This window comes from Streptomyces sp. NPDC047515 (assembly GCF_040643055.1).
In the GTDB taxonomy this organism is placed as follows: Bacteria; Actinomycetota; Actinomycetes; order Streptomycetales; family Streptomycetaceae; genus Streptomyces.
Map to the genome: position 1 here is coordinate 1 of NZ_JBEYTM010000098.1, position 15174 is coordinate 15174.

General features: G+C 69.7%; 9 protein-coding genes and 1 pseudogene. 9 read left to right on the plus strand and 1 reads right to left on the minus strand.

Going from position 1 to position 15174, the window contains the following annotated elements; translation table 11 throughout:
- Positions 1–130: 130 nt before the first annotated feature.
- From ABZ826_RS37215 to ABZ826_RS37235, 5 genes and pseudogenes are all read left to right on the plus strand, one after another.
- Positions 131–682, plus strand: coding sequence for a putative immunity protein (locus tag ABZ826_RS37215; protein ID WP_361458719.1), 552 nt, complete (start codon positions 131–133; stop codon positions 680–682).
- 398 nt (positions 683–1080) lie between these two features.
- A pseudogene (locus ABZ826_RS37220) lies at positions 1081–1224 on the plus strand (IS1380 family transposase); the annotation flags it as partial.
- A gap of 707 nt (positions 1225–1931) precedes the next feature.
- Positions 1932–5984 (plus strand): Pls/PosA family non-ribosomal peptide synthetase, encoded by a 4053-nt coding sequence (locus tag ABZ826_RS37225; protein WP_361458721.1) that lies wholly within the window; start codon positions 1932–1934, stop codon positions 5982–5984.
- A 7-nt stretch (positions 5985–5991) separates the two neighbouring features.
- Positions 5992–6675, plus strand: a complete 684-nt coding sequence (locus tag ABZ826_RS37230; RefSeq protein WP_361458723.1) for a BPL-N domain-containing protein — start codon at positions 5992–5994, stop codon at positions 6673–6675.
- Positions 6672–7295 (plus strand): 4'-phosphopantetheinyl transferase superfamily protein, encoded by a 624-nt coding sequence (locus ABZ826_RS37235; RefSeq protein WP_361458725.1) that lies wholly within the window; start codon positions 6672–6674, stop codon positions 7293–7295. The genes ABZ826_RS37230 and ABZ826_RS37235 overlap by 4 nt, the downstream gene beginning before the upstream one ends.
- Positions 7296–7388: 93 nt before the next feature.
- Here the strand turns inward: ABZ826_RS37235 and ABZ826_RS37240 are convergent, their stop codons facing one another.
- On the minus strand, positions 7389–7583 hold the full coding sequence (locus tag ABZ826_RS37240; protein WP_361458727.1) for a hypothetical protein: 195 nt from the start codon (positions 7581–7583) through the stop codon (positions 7389–7391).
- A 150-nt stretch (positions 7584–7733) separates the two neighbouring features.
- Between ABZ826_RS37240 and ABZ826_RS37245 the strand changes: the two genes are divergently transcribed.
- The 4 genes from ABZ826_RS37245 to ABZ826_RS37260 form a co-directional block, all read left to right on the plus strand.
- On the plus strand, positions 7734–8411 hold the full coding sequence (locus ABZ826_RS37245) for a response regulator transcription factor (protein ID WP_361458729.1): 678 nt from the start codon (positions 7734–7736) through the stop codon (positions 8409–8411).
- A gap of 3 nt (positions 8412–8414) precedes the next feature.
- Positions 8415–9791 carry an ATP-binding protein gene (locus ABZ826_RS37250; protein WP_361458731.1) on the plus strand — a complete coding sequence of 459 codons (1377 nt, stop codon included), beginning with the start codon at positions 8415–8417 and terminating at the stop codon, positions 9789–9791.
- A gap of 725 nt (positions 9792–10516) precedes the next feature.
- Positions 10517–12700: an AfsR/SARP family transcriptional regulator gene (locus ABZ826_RS37255; protein WP_361458733.1), complete on the plus strand. Its 2184-nt coding sequence runs from the start codon at positions 10517–10519 to the stop codon at positions 12698–12700.
- Positions 12701–13200: 500 nt separating this feature from the next.
- Positions 13201–15174: condensation domain-containing protein (locus ABZ826_RS37260; RefSeq protein ID WP_361458735.1), on the plus strand; the 1974-nt coding region annotated here is incomplete at its 3' end.

Genomic DNA, 15174 nt, shown 5'->3' on the forward strand with positions numbered 1-15174 from the left:
ACACCACGTGATCATTCCGGGGCCGTCTCCATGCCCGGAGGGCAGATCACGACCGTCACGCATCACGCATGATCAGCCACCCGACAGGCTCTGAGACCGCAGGTGATCGCTCGATGGGAGAATCGGTTCCGTGACGATCGTATCTGGGGACTTTGAACTGACCGTGGACGAGCTGCGCGTCGTCGCCCACTACGTTCTGGAGAGCGCTGAGGAAGTTCTTCCCGTGTTCGAGGAGGCCAACCCCGGCGATCCTCGGCCTCGTGCAGCCATTGACGCTGCGCGGGAGTTCGTGAACGGCGCCAGAAGGACCAAACTTCAGCGCATCACCTCCTTGGACGCCCACCGGGCGGCGAAGGAAGCGAACACGGAGGCCGCACGGCTGGCTGCGCGCGCTGCGGGAGATGCCGCCTCTGCGGCCTACCTCCATCCGATCGCGAAAGCCACCCAAGTGGGTCACATCCTGAGAGCCGCCGCAAGCGCCGCGCGCGTTGGAGAATTGAACGCGGACGGTGATTTCCCCGTCGGGCTCCGGCTGATTGAGAAGGCTCGGCAACGCGCCACACCTGTCCTGATCGATGTTCTGAACAGATACCCTCTGGCGCCGACTGGCAAGAGCCGTGCAGCACAACTCATGACCATCCTGGACGAGTCCCTGCGCATACCCCGCCAAGCTGAGGGTTAGGTACGGCACTGCAGCTAACCCTCGCCGACAACCGCGGCCGACCTCCCTGACGGGGGGCCGGCCGCAGCCGTTCCGGGTCCGGCCGCCGGGTCCCAGTGCCGGCCGGACCAATGCCCGTTCTCGTCCAGCCACCGCGGACACTGGGCGGTCCACGGTCTGAGTCGAGCCGGGTCGGCAGCCTCCACGCACCTGTCGGGGGCACGCTGACGGCAGGCTGACCGAGGCTCCCAAACTACCGCGAGACCCCACCCCCAGGGCCAGCGGAACCACTCGATCGAAGTGGGGCCAAATCACCTTGCTACAGGGGCGTGAATCACACCGCCTCACGCCCCCTCCAGCCCAACCATGGAGCCAGAAAACCTCCGTCGACTGGAGCCCAAAAACGTCCTTAGAAACACCGCTACAGACTGCTGCACGTCGCCGCCCGCCTCACCCGCGGTGGCCGACGCCTCCGCCTGCGGATATCGGCGACCTGGCCATGGAGAAACGAACTCGCCGAAGCTTTCCACCGCCTCGCCGCTCTGCCCCGGCCAGCCGGCTGACCGACAACCACCCCTGACCGCCCACAACCCGAAGGGCCCCGGAGAACTCGACCACCGCGCCGGGCCTCCACCATGCCCAAATAGCGAAATCACCTCGACCCCCTCGACGGCGGACGAACAGGAACACCTCACCACCTCAACCGAAACGGCGAGGCCAGCAGGCCCGGATTCGGGCTGAGGCTGCCCGCAGCCGGTCGGCCGGCATCACGTACACCACGGCAGGGCTGTCGACGGCGGCCAGGGCGACGTCGGCGGTCGGCCCGCACTCCCTTTCACACGGCCGCGCCGATGGACGACGTGGGCGCCGAACGCCCCGGATCGCCGAATCCTGCCACCGCTCGCGCAGCTCGGTCGGCGATCTGGACGCTGGGAGCTTCGGCGGGCGGGAGCAGTCGGCGGCTGCACCACCGGGGGCGCAACCTCCTCGCTCACGTCGCGGACGTCTCGGTGACGACGCCTCTGTCGCCGTGATCCTCCACAGGCCCGCTCCCGATCCGGGATCACCATCACGGAAAGTTGCTCGGTGGCAGTCGTGGGTGACGCCCGACTGCTGTAGACCGACGCGGCTCTCGCTGTTCGCGGGTGTCCGCGACTGCTGTGCCATCACGCGCGGATCCGCTTCTCAGCGTCCTCTCAGCGGGCGTCGCCCAAGCTGAAAGGGGCACCGGGAATGACCGCGCACCCTTTCGCACCGAAAAGGGGGAACCATGGCCTCCCATACCGCCGCCCCGCCCGTCGTTCCTACGGGAGACCGCACCACCTCGGGGACGGCGGGCACCGTCGGCAGCCTGAACCGTTTCTTCGAGGATGCCTGCGACCGTACGCCGTCGGCCGTCGCCCTCGAATGCGGCCCGCGCCGTCTGACCTACGCAGACCTCGACGCCCGAGCCAATCGAGTCGCCCACCACTTGCGCCGTATGGGCATTGGCCCGGGCAGACGCGCGGCCCTGCTGCTGCCCCGGTCCGTGGACATGTACGTGTGCCTGCTGGGCGTCTGCAAGACGGGCGCGGCGTTCGTTCCCATCGACCCCGCTGCGCCGCCCGACCGGGTCGCCTTCATCCTGAGTGACGCGGGCGCCACCGCAGTGCTGACCACGTCCGCTCTCGCTGCTGGCGCCGCCTGGGCGGGGCTGCGCCAGGTGTGCCCGGTGATCGAGATCGATGCGTGCGCTGGAGACCTCGCCCCGCTGCCGTCCTCGCGCCCGGCCGCCGAGGACTGGGGCGCGGACGATCCGCTTGCATACATCATGTACACCTCGGGATCCAGTGGCAGACCCAAGGGGGTGGAGATCGCTCAGTCGAGCATCTGCAACTTCCTGCGCGTCGTGTCCCCGATCTACGGCGTCCGGCCGCAGGACCGGGTGTATCAGGGCATGACCATCTCGTTCGACTTCTCCATCGAGGAGATCTGGCCGACCTGGACGGCCGGTGCCACGCTCGTTGCCGGACCGGACGGTTCAGGACGGCTGGGCGCCGAACTCGCCGACTTCCTGCAGAACCAGGACGTGACTGTCCTGTACTGCGTGCCGACGCTGCTGGCGACGATCCCGTACGACCTTCCGCGGATCCGCAGCGTCGTCGTGGGCGGCGAGGCATGCCCTGCCCCGCTCGTCGAACGGTGGAGCAGGCCAGGACGGCGCATCCTCAACACCTACGGGCCGACCGAGGCCACGGTTACGGCAACCTGGCAGGAACTCCGTCCGGGCCGCCCGGTGACCATCGGTCGCCCCCTGCCGACGTACTCGGTCGTTCTCCTCGACGAGCGGCGCCGACCTGTGCCGCAGGGAGCCGTCGGTGAGATCTGCCTGGGCGGTCCGGGCCTTGCCCGGGGCTACGTGGGCCGGCCGGACCTGACCGCCGACCGCTTCGTCGATCACCACCTGGCGCCCGGCGGCCGCCTGTACCTCACCGGAGACCTCGGGAGGATGACCGACGACGGGGAGATCGACTACCTTGGCCGGGCCGACGCCGAGGTGAAGATCCGCGGCTACCGTGTGTCGCTGGACGAGATCGACAACGTATTGCTGGAGGACCCCGGAGTGGCCCAGACGGCCACCGCTCTCGTGGTCCGGCACAACGGGTCCGACGGGGACCGCGCTCTCGCCGCCTACGTGGTGCGCGCCGAGGACGGCACTATTCCTGACGGCATCCTCGCCGGACGGCTGCACGAGCGCCTGTGCCGCTCGCTGCCCGCCTACATGGTGCCCTCGACACTGGACTTCCTCGACCGGCTGCCGGTCATGCCGAGCGGCAAGGCCGACCGCACGCGACTGCCCGCGCCAACCGGCCGCCGGTTCATCGACACCGGCCGCGTGACGCCGGCCCGCGGGGAGTTGGAGACGATGGTGCGCGACGCCTGGGCGCAGACGCTCGGCATCGCCCCCGAGGAGTTGTCGGCAGAGGCCGACTTCTTCACCGACCTCGGCGGTCACTCCCTGCTCGCTGCCCGCGCCGTATCGCTGCTGCGGGGCCGGGACGGCGGGACCGGCCCGACCCTGCGCGACCTGTACGAGAACCCGACCGTGCGGGCGTTCGCGGCACGCCTGCGTTCCTCGGCAAACACGCCTCGCCCGATGGGTCAGGCCCGGCCCGCGCCCCTCCGGCACGGCTGCGCACGGATCGCGCGTGCCGGACTGGCCCAGGCGGCGGCGTTCTACGGGCTGCTGTTCCTGCTCACGGGACCGGTGGCCATCTCCTACGCCCTGAACCACGGCCGGATATCGGGCTGGGGGGCCGTCGTGTCGACGCTCGCCGTGCTGGCCGGTTACACCACCATTCGCTGGCTCGTTCCCCTCGCCCTGGCACGACCGCTGGCGGCGGGCATCAGGCCCGGCCGGTACCCACTGTGGGGAGCGACGTATCTGCGTCTGTGGGCGCTGGACGTGCTGCTGCTCGGCATCGGCCCCTTGCGGGTACTGAGCGGGTCCCCTCTGATGGGCCACTACCTGCGGCTTCTCGGCGCACGCATCGGCCCTGGCGCCACCATCGCCACCAGCTTCGTCGGCCTGCCCACGCTGCTGCGCATCGACCGTGACGCCACGATCGGCTACGGCGCCACGCTGCGCCCTTGGCAGGTCGCCGACGGATGGGTCACGGTCGCCCCGATCACCGTCGGAGAGCGGGCGTACGTCGGCGCCAACGCGGTCCTCGAACCGGGCGCGTACCTGGGCCCCCGGTCCGGGCTCGGCGAGCAGTCCGCGGCAGGCCCCGACGAGGCGGTCCCCGCCGGGGCACGCCGCGCCGGATCGCCCGCACGCCCGGTGGAGGCACTCTCCCCGCTTGTCGAGAAGATGCTGAGCACCGGGGCCGGGACGGACCGCTGGCACCCACGGCAGTTGGCCGCCGTCGTGCTCGGCCTGGCCATGCTCGAAGCAGCGGTGGTCGCCATGGCCCTGCCGGGCTTCGCCCTGTTCTGGTGGGCCTGGCTGTACGGCGGACCGGCCGCCGGTCTGGTCGCCACCGCGTTGTCCGGCCCGCTCTTCGTGACCACGGCGTGCCTGATCGTTGCCATCGGGAAGCGGGCGGTTCTGCGCAGGACACCCCCCGGGATCCACCCGGCCCGCTCGGCACTCGGCGTGCGCAAGTGGTTCGCCGACAAGTTGCTCGAGCACAGCCTCGTCCTCACCAATTCGCTCTACGCCACGCTCTACACGGCCCCGTGGCTGCGGCTGCTCGGCGCCCGCGTGGGCCGCAGCGCCGAGGTCTCCACCGCGGCACACATCGACCCGGACCTGCTCGACCTCGGCGACGGCAGTTTCGTCGCCGACATGGCCGGCATCGGCGTCGCCACCTTCGCGGTCGACCGCGTGGCGTTCGTGCCCACCGAAGTCGGCCGGCGCGCATTCGTGGGCAACGCGGCGCTCGTACCCGCCGGAACTCGGCTGGGCCCGGGCTGTCTGATCGGTGTGGGAACGGTGCCGTCCCTGGACCATGTGCCTGCCGACAGCACCTGGCTGGGCTCGCCCGCACTGCAGCTGCCGGTGCGCCAGCGCAGTGGGAATTTCCCCGAGGAACTGACCTTCCAGCCCACGCGCAGGGCGGTGCTCGGCCGCCTGGCCATCGAGTTCTTCCGCGCCACCATGCCCGCCTCTGTGCTCGCCACCAGTGCCGGCCTCTACCTCCTGGTCCTGGCCGGCATCGCCGACCGGACGGGGCCCCTGGTGCCGCTGCTCGTGTCGCCGCTCCTCGCCATGGGCGCGGTGCTGGCCGTCGTCGGGTACTGCGCGCTGGCCAAGTGGGTGGTCGCCGGACGGTACCGGCCGCGCGTCGAGCCCCTGTGGAGCCTGTTCGTGCGTCGTACGGAGTTCGTCACCGGCCTGTTCGAGGCGGCCGCGGTCCCGGCAGGTGTGGGTGCCCTGGTGGGGACGCCGTTCCTGCCCCCGGTGCTGCGGCGGTTCGGCGCCCGCATCGGACGGCGCACCTGGATCGGCACCACGTACCTCACCGAGTTCGACCTGGTGGAGGTCGGCGACGACGCCGCGATCGGCCTGCACGTCTCACTGCAGACCCACCTGTTCGAGGACCGCGTGATGAAGATGTCGACGGTGACCGTCGGCCCCGGCACGAGCATCGGCGCGCGGACAATCGTGCTCTACGACGCGGTGGTGGGTGCCGGTGTCCAGCTTGGCGCACTGTCCCTGGTCATGAAGGGCGAGCGGCTGACGCCGGGAACGAATTGGCACGGGCTCCCCGCCGAAGGGCTCGACGTACCGCCCACCGTGCGGCCTGTGCCTGCCGGGCCGACGAAGCAGGTGCGGTGAGGCTGCCATGGCAGCCACCGAGCCCCCGGCCGGGCACCGTCGCCTCGCTCTCGTCTATCGCGGGCCGGCTTCGCTGCCCGGCTGTCCCGAGGCGGTCGCCGGACTCCTCGCCTCCGGTCCGTGGGGCCTGGACGTCCGCTTCACCGGCCCGGGCGAGACATGCCCGCTGTCAGCCGAGTCCTTGTCCCGCGCCGTGCTGTACGCCCAGCCCGGCGGGGGCACGCTCGCCGCCGCCTGGCGGACTCTGCGTCGGCAGCGCCGAACGATCCGGGACTTCGTCCACGGCGGCGGGCGCTATCTGGGCTTCTGCCTCGGCGGCTACCTCGCCGGGGTCACCCCGGGTTTTGGTCTCCTTCCGGGCGACACCGACCAGTACATCCACTCTCCGGGGGCCACAGTCCACGACGAGGGCAACACGCTGGTCCAAGTGACATGGCGGGGTCGCCCGCGCACCGTGTTCTTCCAGGACGGCCCCCTCTTCATCCTCGAAGAGAACGCCGACGCGAGGATCCTCGCCACCTACGACAACGGCACCTCCGCCGCCCTCGTGACCCGGTTCGGCAGCGGTCCTGTGGCGGTCACCGGACCACACCCGGAGGCCACGGATGACTGGTACACCGACCACGGCCTGCAGGTTCAGCACACCCTGGACCTGGTCCTGGATCTGGTGGAAGCGGTGATGCAGGAGTGACACCACCGGCCGCCCTGTGGCTCGTGCGCGCGGACACGCCGGTTGCGCCGACGACTTTGGACGCCGGGGAACGGCGGCGGGCCCGCGCCTTCGCCCAGGAGGCGGTCCGCGACCGGTACGTTGCCGGGCACGCCGCACTGCGCCGCCTCCTTGCCGCCCGGCTCGGTGTCCCGCCCCGGCAAGTAGCGCTCACTCGCGAGCCGTGCCCGGTGTGCGGCGGTCCGCACGGCCGGCCGACAGTGGTGGGAGGCACACCGTACTTCTCCCTGGCCTACAGCGGCGGCCTCTGCCTGATCGCGCTCGCCGACACACCCGTCGGCGTCGACATGGAGCGAATCCCGCCGCCCGACGTCGTGAGCGGACTCGTCGCTGACCTGCACCCGGTGGAGCGGACCGAGCTCGCAGCCCTGCCCGAGGGCGAACGGCCCCTGGCCTTCGCCAGGGCCTGGGTGCGCAAGGAGGCTTACCTCAAGGGCCTCGGCACAGGCCTGGCCCGAGGGTTGTCCATCGACTACGTAGGCACGGGCATGGCACCGGCCGAGTGCCTTGAGGATTGGACGATCGCAGACGTCGCCGCGGACTCGGGCTGTGTTGCGGCGATCGCCCTCCGTCGCTGTTGACTGCACACGCCGCCGGTCCGTGCTCCGTTACGGCACGAACCGGCCGCGATGGCCGTCGAACAGCCCTCAATTCTCCAGTTGTTCCCACCCCCGTCAGCCGAACGGCCGATCGGCGACGCGCGACGTGCGCACCAGGTACTCCCGCTCGTCGAGGTCCGTCTCCCGCCGTCCCTCGGGCCGCCCGCCGACACGCCGGACGTCGGTTGTCACCCGCCGGCCGCGGTCGTCGTCGCGCCGCATGCGCTCCCTGGTATCCCGGTCCCGGCGCTCGTCTCGGAGGCTCTTCATCGTTCCTCACCCTGCCTGTCCGAGCCTGTTTGACGATTCCAGCCTGTGACCGCGGTGCTAAGAGGAAGCTGAGAGCCGAACCGATCCTCAGGGTCCTCTCAATCAAACCAGCCGCTGGTCCGGAGCTACGGTGGATGGAGAGAGGCTGCCATGCGGATGCTGATCATCGAGGACGAGCATGCACTCGCCGAGGCCATCGCCGACGGACTTGCCGCAGAGGGCTTCGTCGCCGACCTCGCACACGATGGGGCGGACGGACTGTGGCGTGCTCTCCACGAGCCCTACGACGTGATCGTCCTGGACATCATGCTGCCCGTCCTGTCCGGGTACGAGGTCCTGAAACGGCTGAGGGCCGCCAAGATCTGGACGCCGGTGCTGACGCTCACGGCAAAGGACGGGGAGCACGACGAAGCGGATGCCCTCGACCTCGGCGCCGACGACTACCTGAGCAAGCCGTTTTCCTACGTGGTGCTCGTCGCCCACCTGAGGGCCCTGCTGCGGCGCGGGGCACCCGCCCGGCCCGCCGTGCTCGCCGCCGACGACCTCACCGTGGATCCCGCACGCCGCCGCTGCCGCCGCGGGGACCGTGACATCGATCTGACGGCACGGGAGTTCACACTCCTGGAGTATCTGCTCAGGCACCCCGACGAGGTGATCAGCAAGACGGACATCCTCACCCACGTGTGGGACGAGCATTTTGACGGCGACACCAACATCGTCGAGGTGTACGTCAGCTACCTCCGGCGCAAGATCGACGCCCCGTTCGGCCGCTGCACCATCGAGACCGTCCGCGGTGCCGGCTACCTTCTGCGCAGCGGTGCGAGGTGACGCATGGCCGTCGGCGTTCGGTCCTGGTGGGCCTGTCGGTCCCTGCGGCTGCGACTGACCGCCGCCGCAGCTCTGGTCGTGGCCGTCGCGCTGACCGGGGCCGCCGTGCTGCTCACCGTCTGGCTGCACACCAGCCTGATCAGCGGTCTCGACCAGACCGCCCTCCAACGCGCCCAGGTCGTGGCAGCGAGCACGTACAGCGACCGGATCCCCGTGGAAATACCCGTCACCAGCCACGGAGAAGTCGCGGTGCAGATCGTCGACAGCAAGGGGAGCGTGCTCTCCAGCTCGGCCAATCTGCGCGACCGGCCGCGGGCGTTCGCCTTTCCGGCGAGCGAGTCCGGCAACCCACGGGCCCACACCGTCCACGACATTCCTGTGGGGTACAGCGGGACATGGCGTGCCGTCGGTGTCCCCGCCGGCACGGCCCGCAACCCCCTGACCGTCTACGTGGCCGTCTCCACCGAAAGCGTGGACCACGGTCTGGCCCAGCTCGCCACCGGTCTGGCCACCGGCGTGCCGGCAGTCATCGCGCTACTCACCGCAGTCGTGTGGCAGCTCACCGGGCGCGCGCTGCGCCCCGTGGACGCCATGCGCGCCCAGACCGCCGAGATCACCGCGTCGGACCTCAGTCACCGCCTCGGCGTACCGCCCGCCGACGACGCGCTCGGGCGACTGGCCAGGACCTTCAACGACCTGCTGGCCCGTCTGGACACTGCGACCCAGCGGCAGCGAAGATTCATCGCGGACGCCGCCCACGAGCTTCGCAGCCCTCTCAGTACCCTGCACACTCGTCTGGAAGTCGCCGCCCGCCATCCCGGTTCCGCCGACTGGCGGACCCTCGCCCCCGGCCTGCTCCACGAGACCGAACGTCTCACCCGGCTCGTCGACAACCTGCTCCAACTCGCCCGACTGGACGCCCGGCCCCAACCGCCGGCGCGCCCCGTCGACCTGGACGACATCGTCTTCACCGAGGTGCGCGAGGCTCGCCGCCGCACCTCGCTCGTCATCGACCAGCGCGCCGTCGGCGCGGCACGCGTGGCGGGCGATGAGGACGCCCTCGCCCGTATCGTACGCAACCTGCTGGACAACGCCCTGTGCTACGCCGCCACGCGCGTCGACGTCAGCCTCCGTAGCCGCGACGGCACTGCGCAGCTGGTCGTCGCCGACGATGGCCCTGGCATCCCCGAAGCCGACCGGGGGCGCGTCTTCGGACGCTTCACCCGCCTGGACGACGCCCGCGCCCGTGACACCGGCGGCAGCGGCCTCGGCCTCGCCATCGTCCGTGACATCGTCAGGGCCCACCACGGCAGCACCTGCATCGAGGACAACCGGCCCGGAGCCCGGTTGGTCGTGCTGCTGCCAATGGAGAACCGGTGATCGCTGTTGAGGCGGCGCAGGTCCTTCTGTGGCTTCTCGGCCCACCGCACAGAAGCATCGGGTCCCGGTGGCTGACCAACCCGGCGTCAACCACCGTGAAGACCTGGCTCGACTCTGTCGGGGATCGGGGAGTTTCCCGGTGCGCCGGCGTGATCAGCAGGCCTGCTCGGGACCGTTTCGAACACCGATGCAGTTGTCGAGGTGTCAGTTGTCGCTCCGTCCCCGTTCCGGTGAGCCAGTCCCGTCTCCGACCGCGCAGATCGCGCGGGCGAGCAGCCCAGGCGGCACGACGGCGATGCGGGTGAGAGACCGGCTGGACGGGCCGTGGTGCGACGAGGACTTCGCGGGCCGGTACCCGCGCGACAGGCATACCAGACATGTCGCCTGCCGACGGTACGAGCATCCCGAGGGAATCACGCCCGGAGAGAACCTGGGTGCCCGGACTTCAAACATGGAATTTCGGACGTTTCTTTTCCGGAACTCGCAGACAGCGGCGCCCCATAACGCGTCCGAGCAGAAATGAAGTTGACGAACGCAGCCAGGGAAGTGAGTCGTTGACTGGCCCCTTTCGATCATGCAATCATTCGAATGCACATCCCGTATCCGCTTTTCGTACACCTTGCACCAGTATTCGAACACGTCAGGCGCGGTGGAGGTCGGCGGGCCTGTACGTCAGGCCGGGCGCCATCGCCCTCTACGAGCCGTCACCACCTCGAAGGGGGCCCATGCAGTTCAGGATTCTGGGGCCGCTCGAAGTCGTGGACGACGGCAGGCGCATAGATGTCAGCGGGCAGCGTCAGCGCACGGTTCTGGCGATGCTGCTTCTCGAATCGGGACGTGTCGTCTCCAATGACCGTCTGGTGGAGGCCATATGGGAGCGGAAGCCCCCGGCGACGAGCCGCACCCAGGTACAGATCGGCATCTGCGCGCTGCGGCGCATGCTCCTCGGGGGACCCCACCCCGGCCCCATCGTGACCCGCTCGCCCGGCTATCTCTTACGGATGACCGAGGGACAACTCGACCTCCATGCCTTCGAGGAACGGGCCGCCGCAGGCGGAAGGGCCGCCGCCGCCCAGCAACCCCAGCAGGCGGTGAAGGAGTTACGGGCCGCATTGGAGCTGTGGCAGGGACACGCCCTGACCGATATCAGCAGCAAGCCGGTACGGGCGAAGGCCGTCCAACTCGACGAGCGCCGCCTCGCCGTACAGGAACAATGTCTTGAACTCGAACTACGGCTCGGCAATCACCACCGCGCCGTGAGTGAACTCGGCGCTCTGGTCGTCGCCCACCCCCTCCGGGAACGCCTGCGGGTGCTCCTGATGACCGCGCTCCACCGCGCGGGACGGCAGGCCGAGGCCCTGGACGCCTACCGCCAGGCGCGGGCGACGCTCGTCGAGAGGCTCGGCATCGAGCCCGGCGCGGAGCTGCAGCGACTGCACCGCATGATCCTGGCAGGGGAAGAGGAGTGGGGCACGCCACCCCGGATCCAGCCCTTCATCATGGTGACGGCGGACGCCGCCCAGCCGAACGGGCCCGGCAGCGGCCCGGCGGTCCCGGAAGTTCCGGTGGTTCCGGCACTTCCGGCGCACAGGATTCCGCGGCTGCTGCCCGCCGATATCGCCGACTTCACCGGCCGCGCGCGAGCGATCCAGCGCATTCTGGCCGCCTCCACCCGCACCGACGCACCCCGAACCGTCGTCCCCGTCACCGTGATCACCGGCCGGGGTGGCTCCGGCAAGACAACCCTGGCCGTACACGTCGCCCATCGGCTCGCTCCGGACTACCCCGACGGGCAGCTCTTCGCGAAACTGTCCGGCGCCCCGGGCCACCCGACGAGCGCCGCCGAGGTGCTCCGCCGCTTCCTGCGCGCGCTCGGGGTGACCGACGAAGCCGTCCCTGGCAGCGTCGAGGAACGCGCCGAGATGTACCGTGACCTGCTGGCGGAGGGCCGAGTCCTCGTCGTGCTGGACGGCGCGGCGTCCGAGTGCCAGGTCGCCCCGCTGCTCCCCGGGTCGTCCGGATCGCGGGTGCTGATCACCTCGTGGCGGCGTTTCACCGGGCTGCCCGCGGACACCCGCATCGAGCTCTCCCGGTTCCGGCGGGAAAGCTCCGTGCAAATGCTGATGAAGATCATCGGCCGGCGGCGGGTCGCCGCCGAACCGCTGGCCGTCGAGGAGCTCTGCCGTGCCTGCGACGATCTGCCGCTCGTGCTGCGCGCGGTCGCCGCACGTCTGGCCGCCCGGCCGCACCGGACCGTGGCGGACGCCGTCGCCCAGGCCGAGGCGGTGGACCGATGCGTCGATGTGGCCCGCCGCCCGGACGAGCTGCGCCACGTGGAGCAGGCGGTCCGCACATGCATGACCCCGGCTTACAGGGCGCTCAGTCCGGAGGCCCAGCGGGCCCTGCGCCACCTCGCCCAGTTGGAGATACCCGACTTCGCCCCCTGGATCGGCGCTCCTCTGCTCGAATGTGAACCGCACTGCGCCCAGGACCTGCTGGACGAGCTCACCGAGTCCTATCTGCTCGAAGCGGTGGTGGACCAGGCGTCCAGAGCCGTCCGGTACCGTTTCCCCGCCTTCGTAAGGGCCTTCGCCCTGGAGCGCCTGGCGGCGGAGGAGTCGCCGGAGGAGCAGCGGGCGGCGCTGCGGCGCGTTCTCGGCACCTTGGCGTATCTCACCGGAGAAGCGCAGCGCCGCGGCGGGTACGGGGACCCGCCCGTATCGGATGAGCCCATCCGCTGCCATGCGATGCCGCGGAGCCTGGTGGACCGTCTGCTGGCGGACCCGTTCGCCTGGTACCAGCAGGAGCGCGCCCAGGTGGAGGCGGCGGGCCGGCAGGCGGCCGAAATCGGCCTGTGGACCATTTCCTGTCGCCTGGCGAGCAGTTCGACGGCACTGGCCCGGAAGTGATCCCTCCTCGGGTGGCAGCACGGCGGTTCGGCCGCAGGCACCGATTCCCTTTCGCCGGCTCGATATCGGCGCACAGCCCGTCACGGCTGTCCTGCTGACAACCCCTCCGGCGGTCCGCACAACTCCGCGCGAACCTCGACGGGCTCCGGGGGAACGACGCGCCCGGACGCGATTCAATCTTCCGTTCATATACAAGGCGGCGTGTGCTTATTTGGCTCTATTGCTTCCCTAAATTTACGCTAAGGATGTGATCCAAAACCCTCCCGATCGTTAAAAGGTACAGGTCAGGCGCTAATCACGAGGGTTGACCGGTCCTGATGCGCCTCTCTAATGTGACAGCGCTCCTCCATGTCCCATGCAAATAATCCCGCAGTTCTTTGCAGCGTTCACAGGTTCTCTTCGGCGATGTGCGTACGCACTGCTCTGTGTGCTCTTCAAGAAACCGCGGCCGCGTTTCGTTTTTATTGGACCTTTAGTGGACCGGTGAGAAGGGCGTCATCATGGACGGCATCCCCACGACCGACGAGAACGCGGGAGACGACGCGCGAGCTGGAGGCGGAACGAGGCCGTCCTCGGCCGGCCGGCTCCGCGCCAGGCCGGATGAGCGCGGACCGCTCTCTTTCGGCCAGCAGCGGCTCTGGTTCCTCGACCGCTGGCTCGGGGACAACGCCGTCTACAACATTCCGGTCGTTCTTCGCTTCACCGGCCCCTTGGACGCCGCCCGCCTGACGGCCGCCGTCACTACGGCCGCGGCCGGTCATGACGCCCTGTACACCGTCTTCGAGGCGGACGGGAACGGGGAGCCGCACCAGCGGTTGCTGGACACCCGTGAGACGGACTGCCCGCTCGTCGACCTCACCGGCCTCGCACCCACCGACCGCGTCCGCAGCGCTCGGGAGACCGTCGAGGCGGATGCCCGCAGGCCATTCGACCTGGCCCGGGATCCGATGCTGCGTGCGTCGCTGTACCGGCTGTCCGAGGACGAGCACTGGTTGCAGCTGACCTTCCACCACATCGCCTGCGACGGCTGGTCGCTCGATGTGTTCCAGCGCCGGCTGAACGAGGCATATCGTGCCGACGGCGAGTCGGTCGGGCCACTGCCGCTCCAGTACGCCGACTACGCGTTGTGGCAGCGCGAGACGCTGCGCGGCCCTCGTACGGAGAAGGCCCTGGCGGCCTGGACGGACACGTTGGCCGATGCCCCGGCCGTACTGGACCTCGGCACGGACCGCCCCCGACCGGCTGAGATGAGTTATCGGGGTGAGACGACGGACTTCGCGCTCACCGGGGTGTCCTCGGCGGCGCTGGAGGCGTTCGCCGCCGAGGAGAACGTCAGTCTGTACACGGTGATGCTCGCCGCCTTCCAGGTGCTCGCCGCGCGCCACTCGGGGAGCAGCGATGTCGTCGTCGGTTCGCCGGTGGCGGGCCGGGACAATGCCAAGCTCAACGACCTGGTCGGCTTCTTCGTCGACACGCTCGTCCTCCGGGTGGACCTGGGGGACGACCCCTGCTTCCGGGAACTCGTGGCGCGCTCCCGCGCGTCGCTGCTGAGCGCGCTCTCCCGCAGCAGGGCCCCGTTCGATCTCGCCGTGAAGCAGTTGCACCCCGAACGGTCACTGAGTCACAACCCGGTTGTGCAGACGCTTTTCGCCTTCCACGAGGAGGAGCCGTTGGAGCCCTTCGGTGAGGGGCTGAGCGTCGAGCGTTCCATGGTGGCCACGGGGACCGCGAAGTTCGACATCACCTGGTCGGTGTACCGGCGTCCGAGCGGGCTCCATCTCCAGGTCGAGTACGCGACGGACCTGTTCGACGCCGACACCATCCGTACCCTGGTGGACCACTGGAAGATCCTGCTCGGTCAGATCCTCGCCACGCCCGATCTCCCGGTGAGCCGACTTCCGCTCATGGGGCCCGCCGAGCGGCAGTTGGTGGAGTCATGGGCGGGTGACGGCGGACAACTCCCGGTCGGTGCGATCCACGAACTGGTCATACGCCGGGCACTGGAAACCCCCGACGCCGTGGCCGTCGTCTGCAACGACACCACCCTCACCTACACCGAACTCGTCACCCGCGCAGCCCACATCGCCGCACTCCTGGTCGACCAAGGCGTGGGACCCGAGGTCTGCGTCGGGATCTGCGTCGAACGATCCCTCGACACCGTGATCACCACCCTCGCCGTCCTCATGGCCCATGGCGTCTACGTCCCCCTCGACACCGCCTTCCCCACCGACCGCATGCACCACATGCTCACCGAAGTCAACGCAACCCTCGTCCTGACCCACCAACCCACCCACACCACCATCCCCCACGGCCCCTGGCACACCCTCAACATCGACACCCTCCAGACCACCACCACACCCGACCTCGACCACACCCTCACCCACCTCCCCCAACACCTCGACCCCGACCACGCCTGCTACATCATCTTCACCTCCGGATCCACCGGACACCCCAAAGGCACCACCGTCACCCAC

Excerpts from the sequence above, each read along its gene's own strand:
- ABZ826_RS37245 (WP_361458729.1), top strand. The coding sequence starts at position 7,734 with ATGCGGATGCTGATCATCGAGGACGAGCATGCACTCGCCGAGGCCATC.
- ABZ826_RS37255 (WP_361458733.1), top strand. The coding sequence starts at position 10,517 with ATGCAGTTCAGGATTCTGGGGCCGCTCGAAGTCGTGGACGACGGCAGG.
- ABZ826_RS37230 (WP_361458723.1), top strand. The coding sequence starts at position 5,992 with ATGGCAGCCACCGAGCCCCCGGCCGGGCACCGTCGCCTCGCTCTCGTC.
- ABZ826_RS37225 (WP_361458721.1), top strand. The coding sequence starts at position 1,932 with ATGGCCTCCCATACCGCCGCCCCGCCCGTCGTTCCTACGGGAGACCGC.
- ABZ826_RS37250 (WP_361458731.1), top strand. The coding sequence starts at position 8,415 with ATGGCCGTCGGCGTTCGGTCCTGGTGGGCCTGTCGGTCCCTGCGGCTG.
- ABZ826_RS37240 (WP_361458727.1), bottom strand. The coding sequence starts at position 7,583 with ATGAAGAGCCTCCGAGACGAGCGCCGGGACCGGGATACCAGGGAGCGC.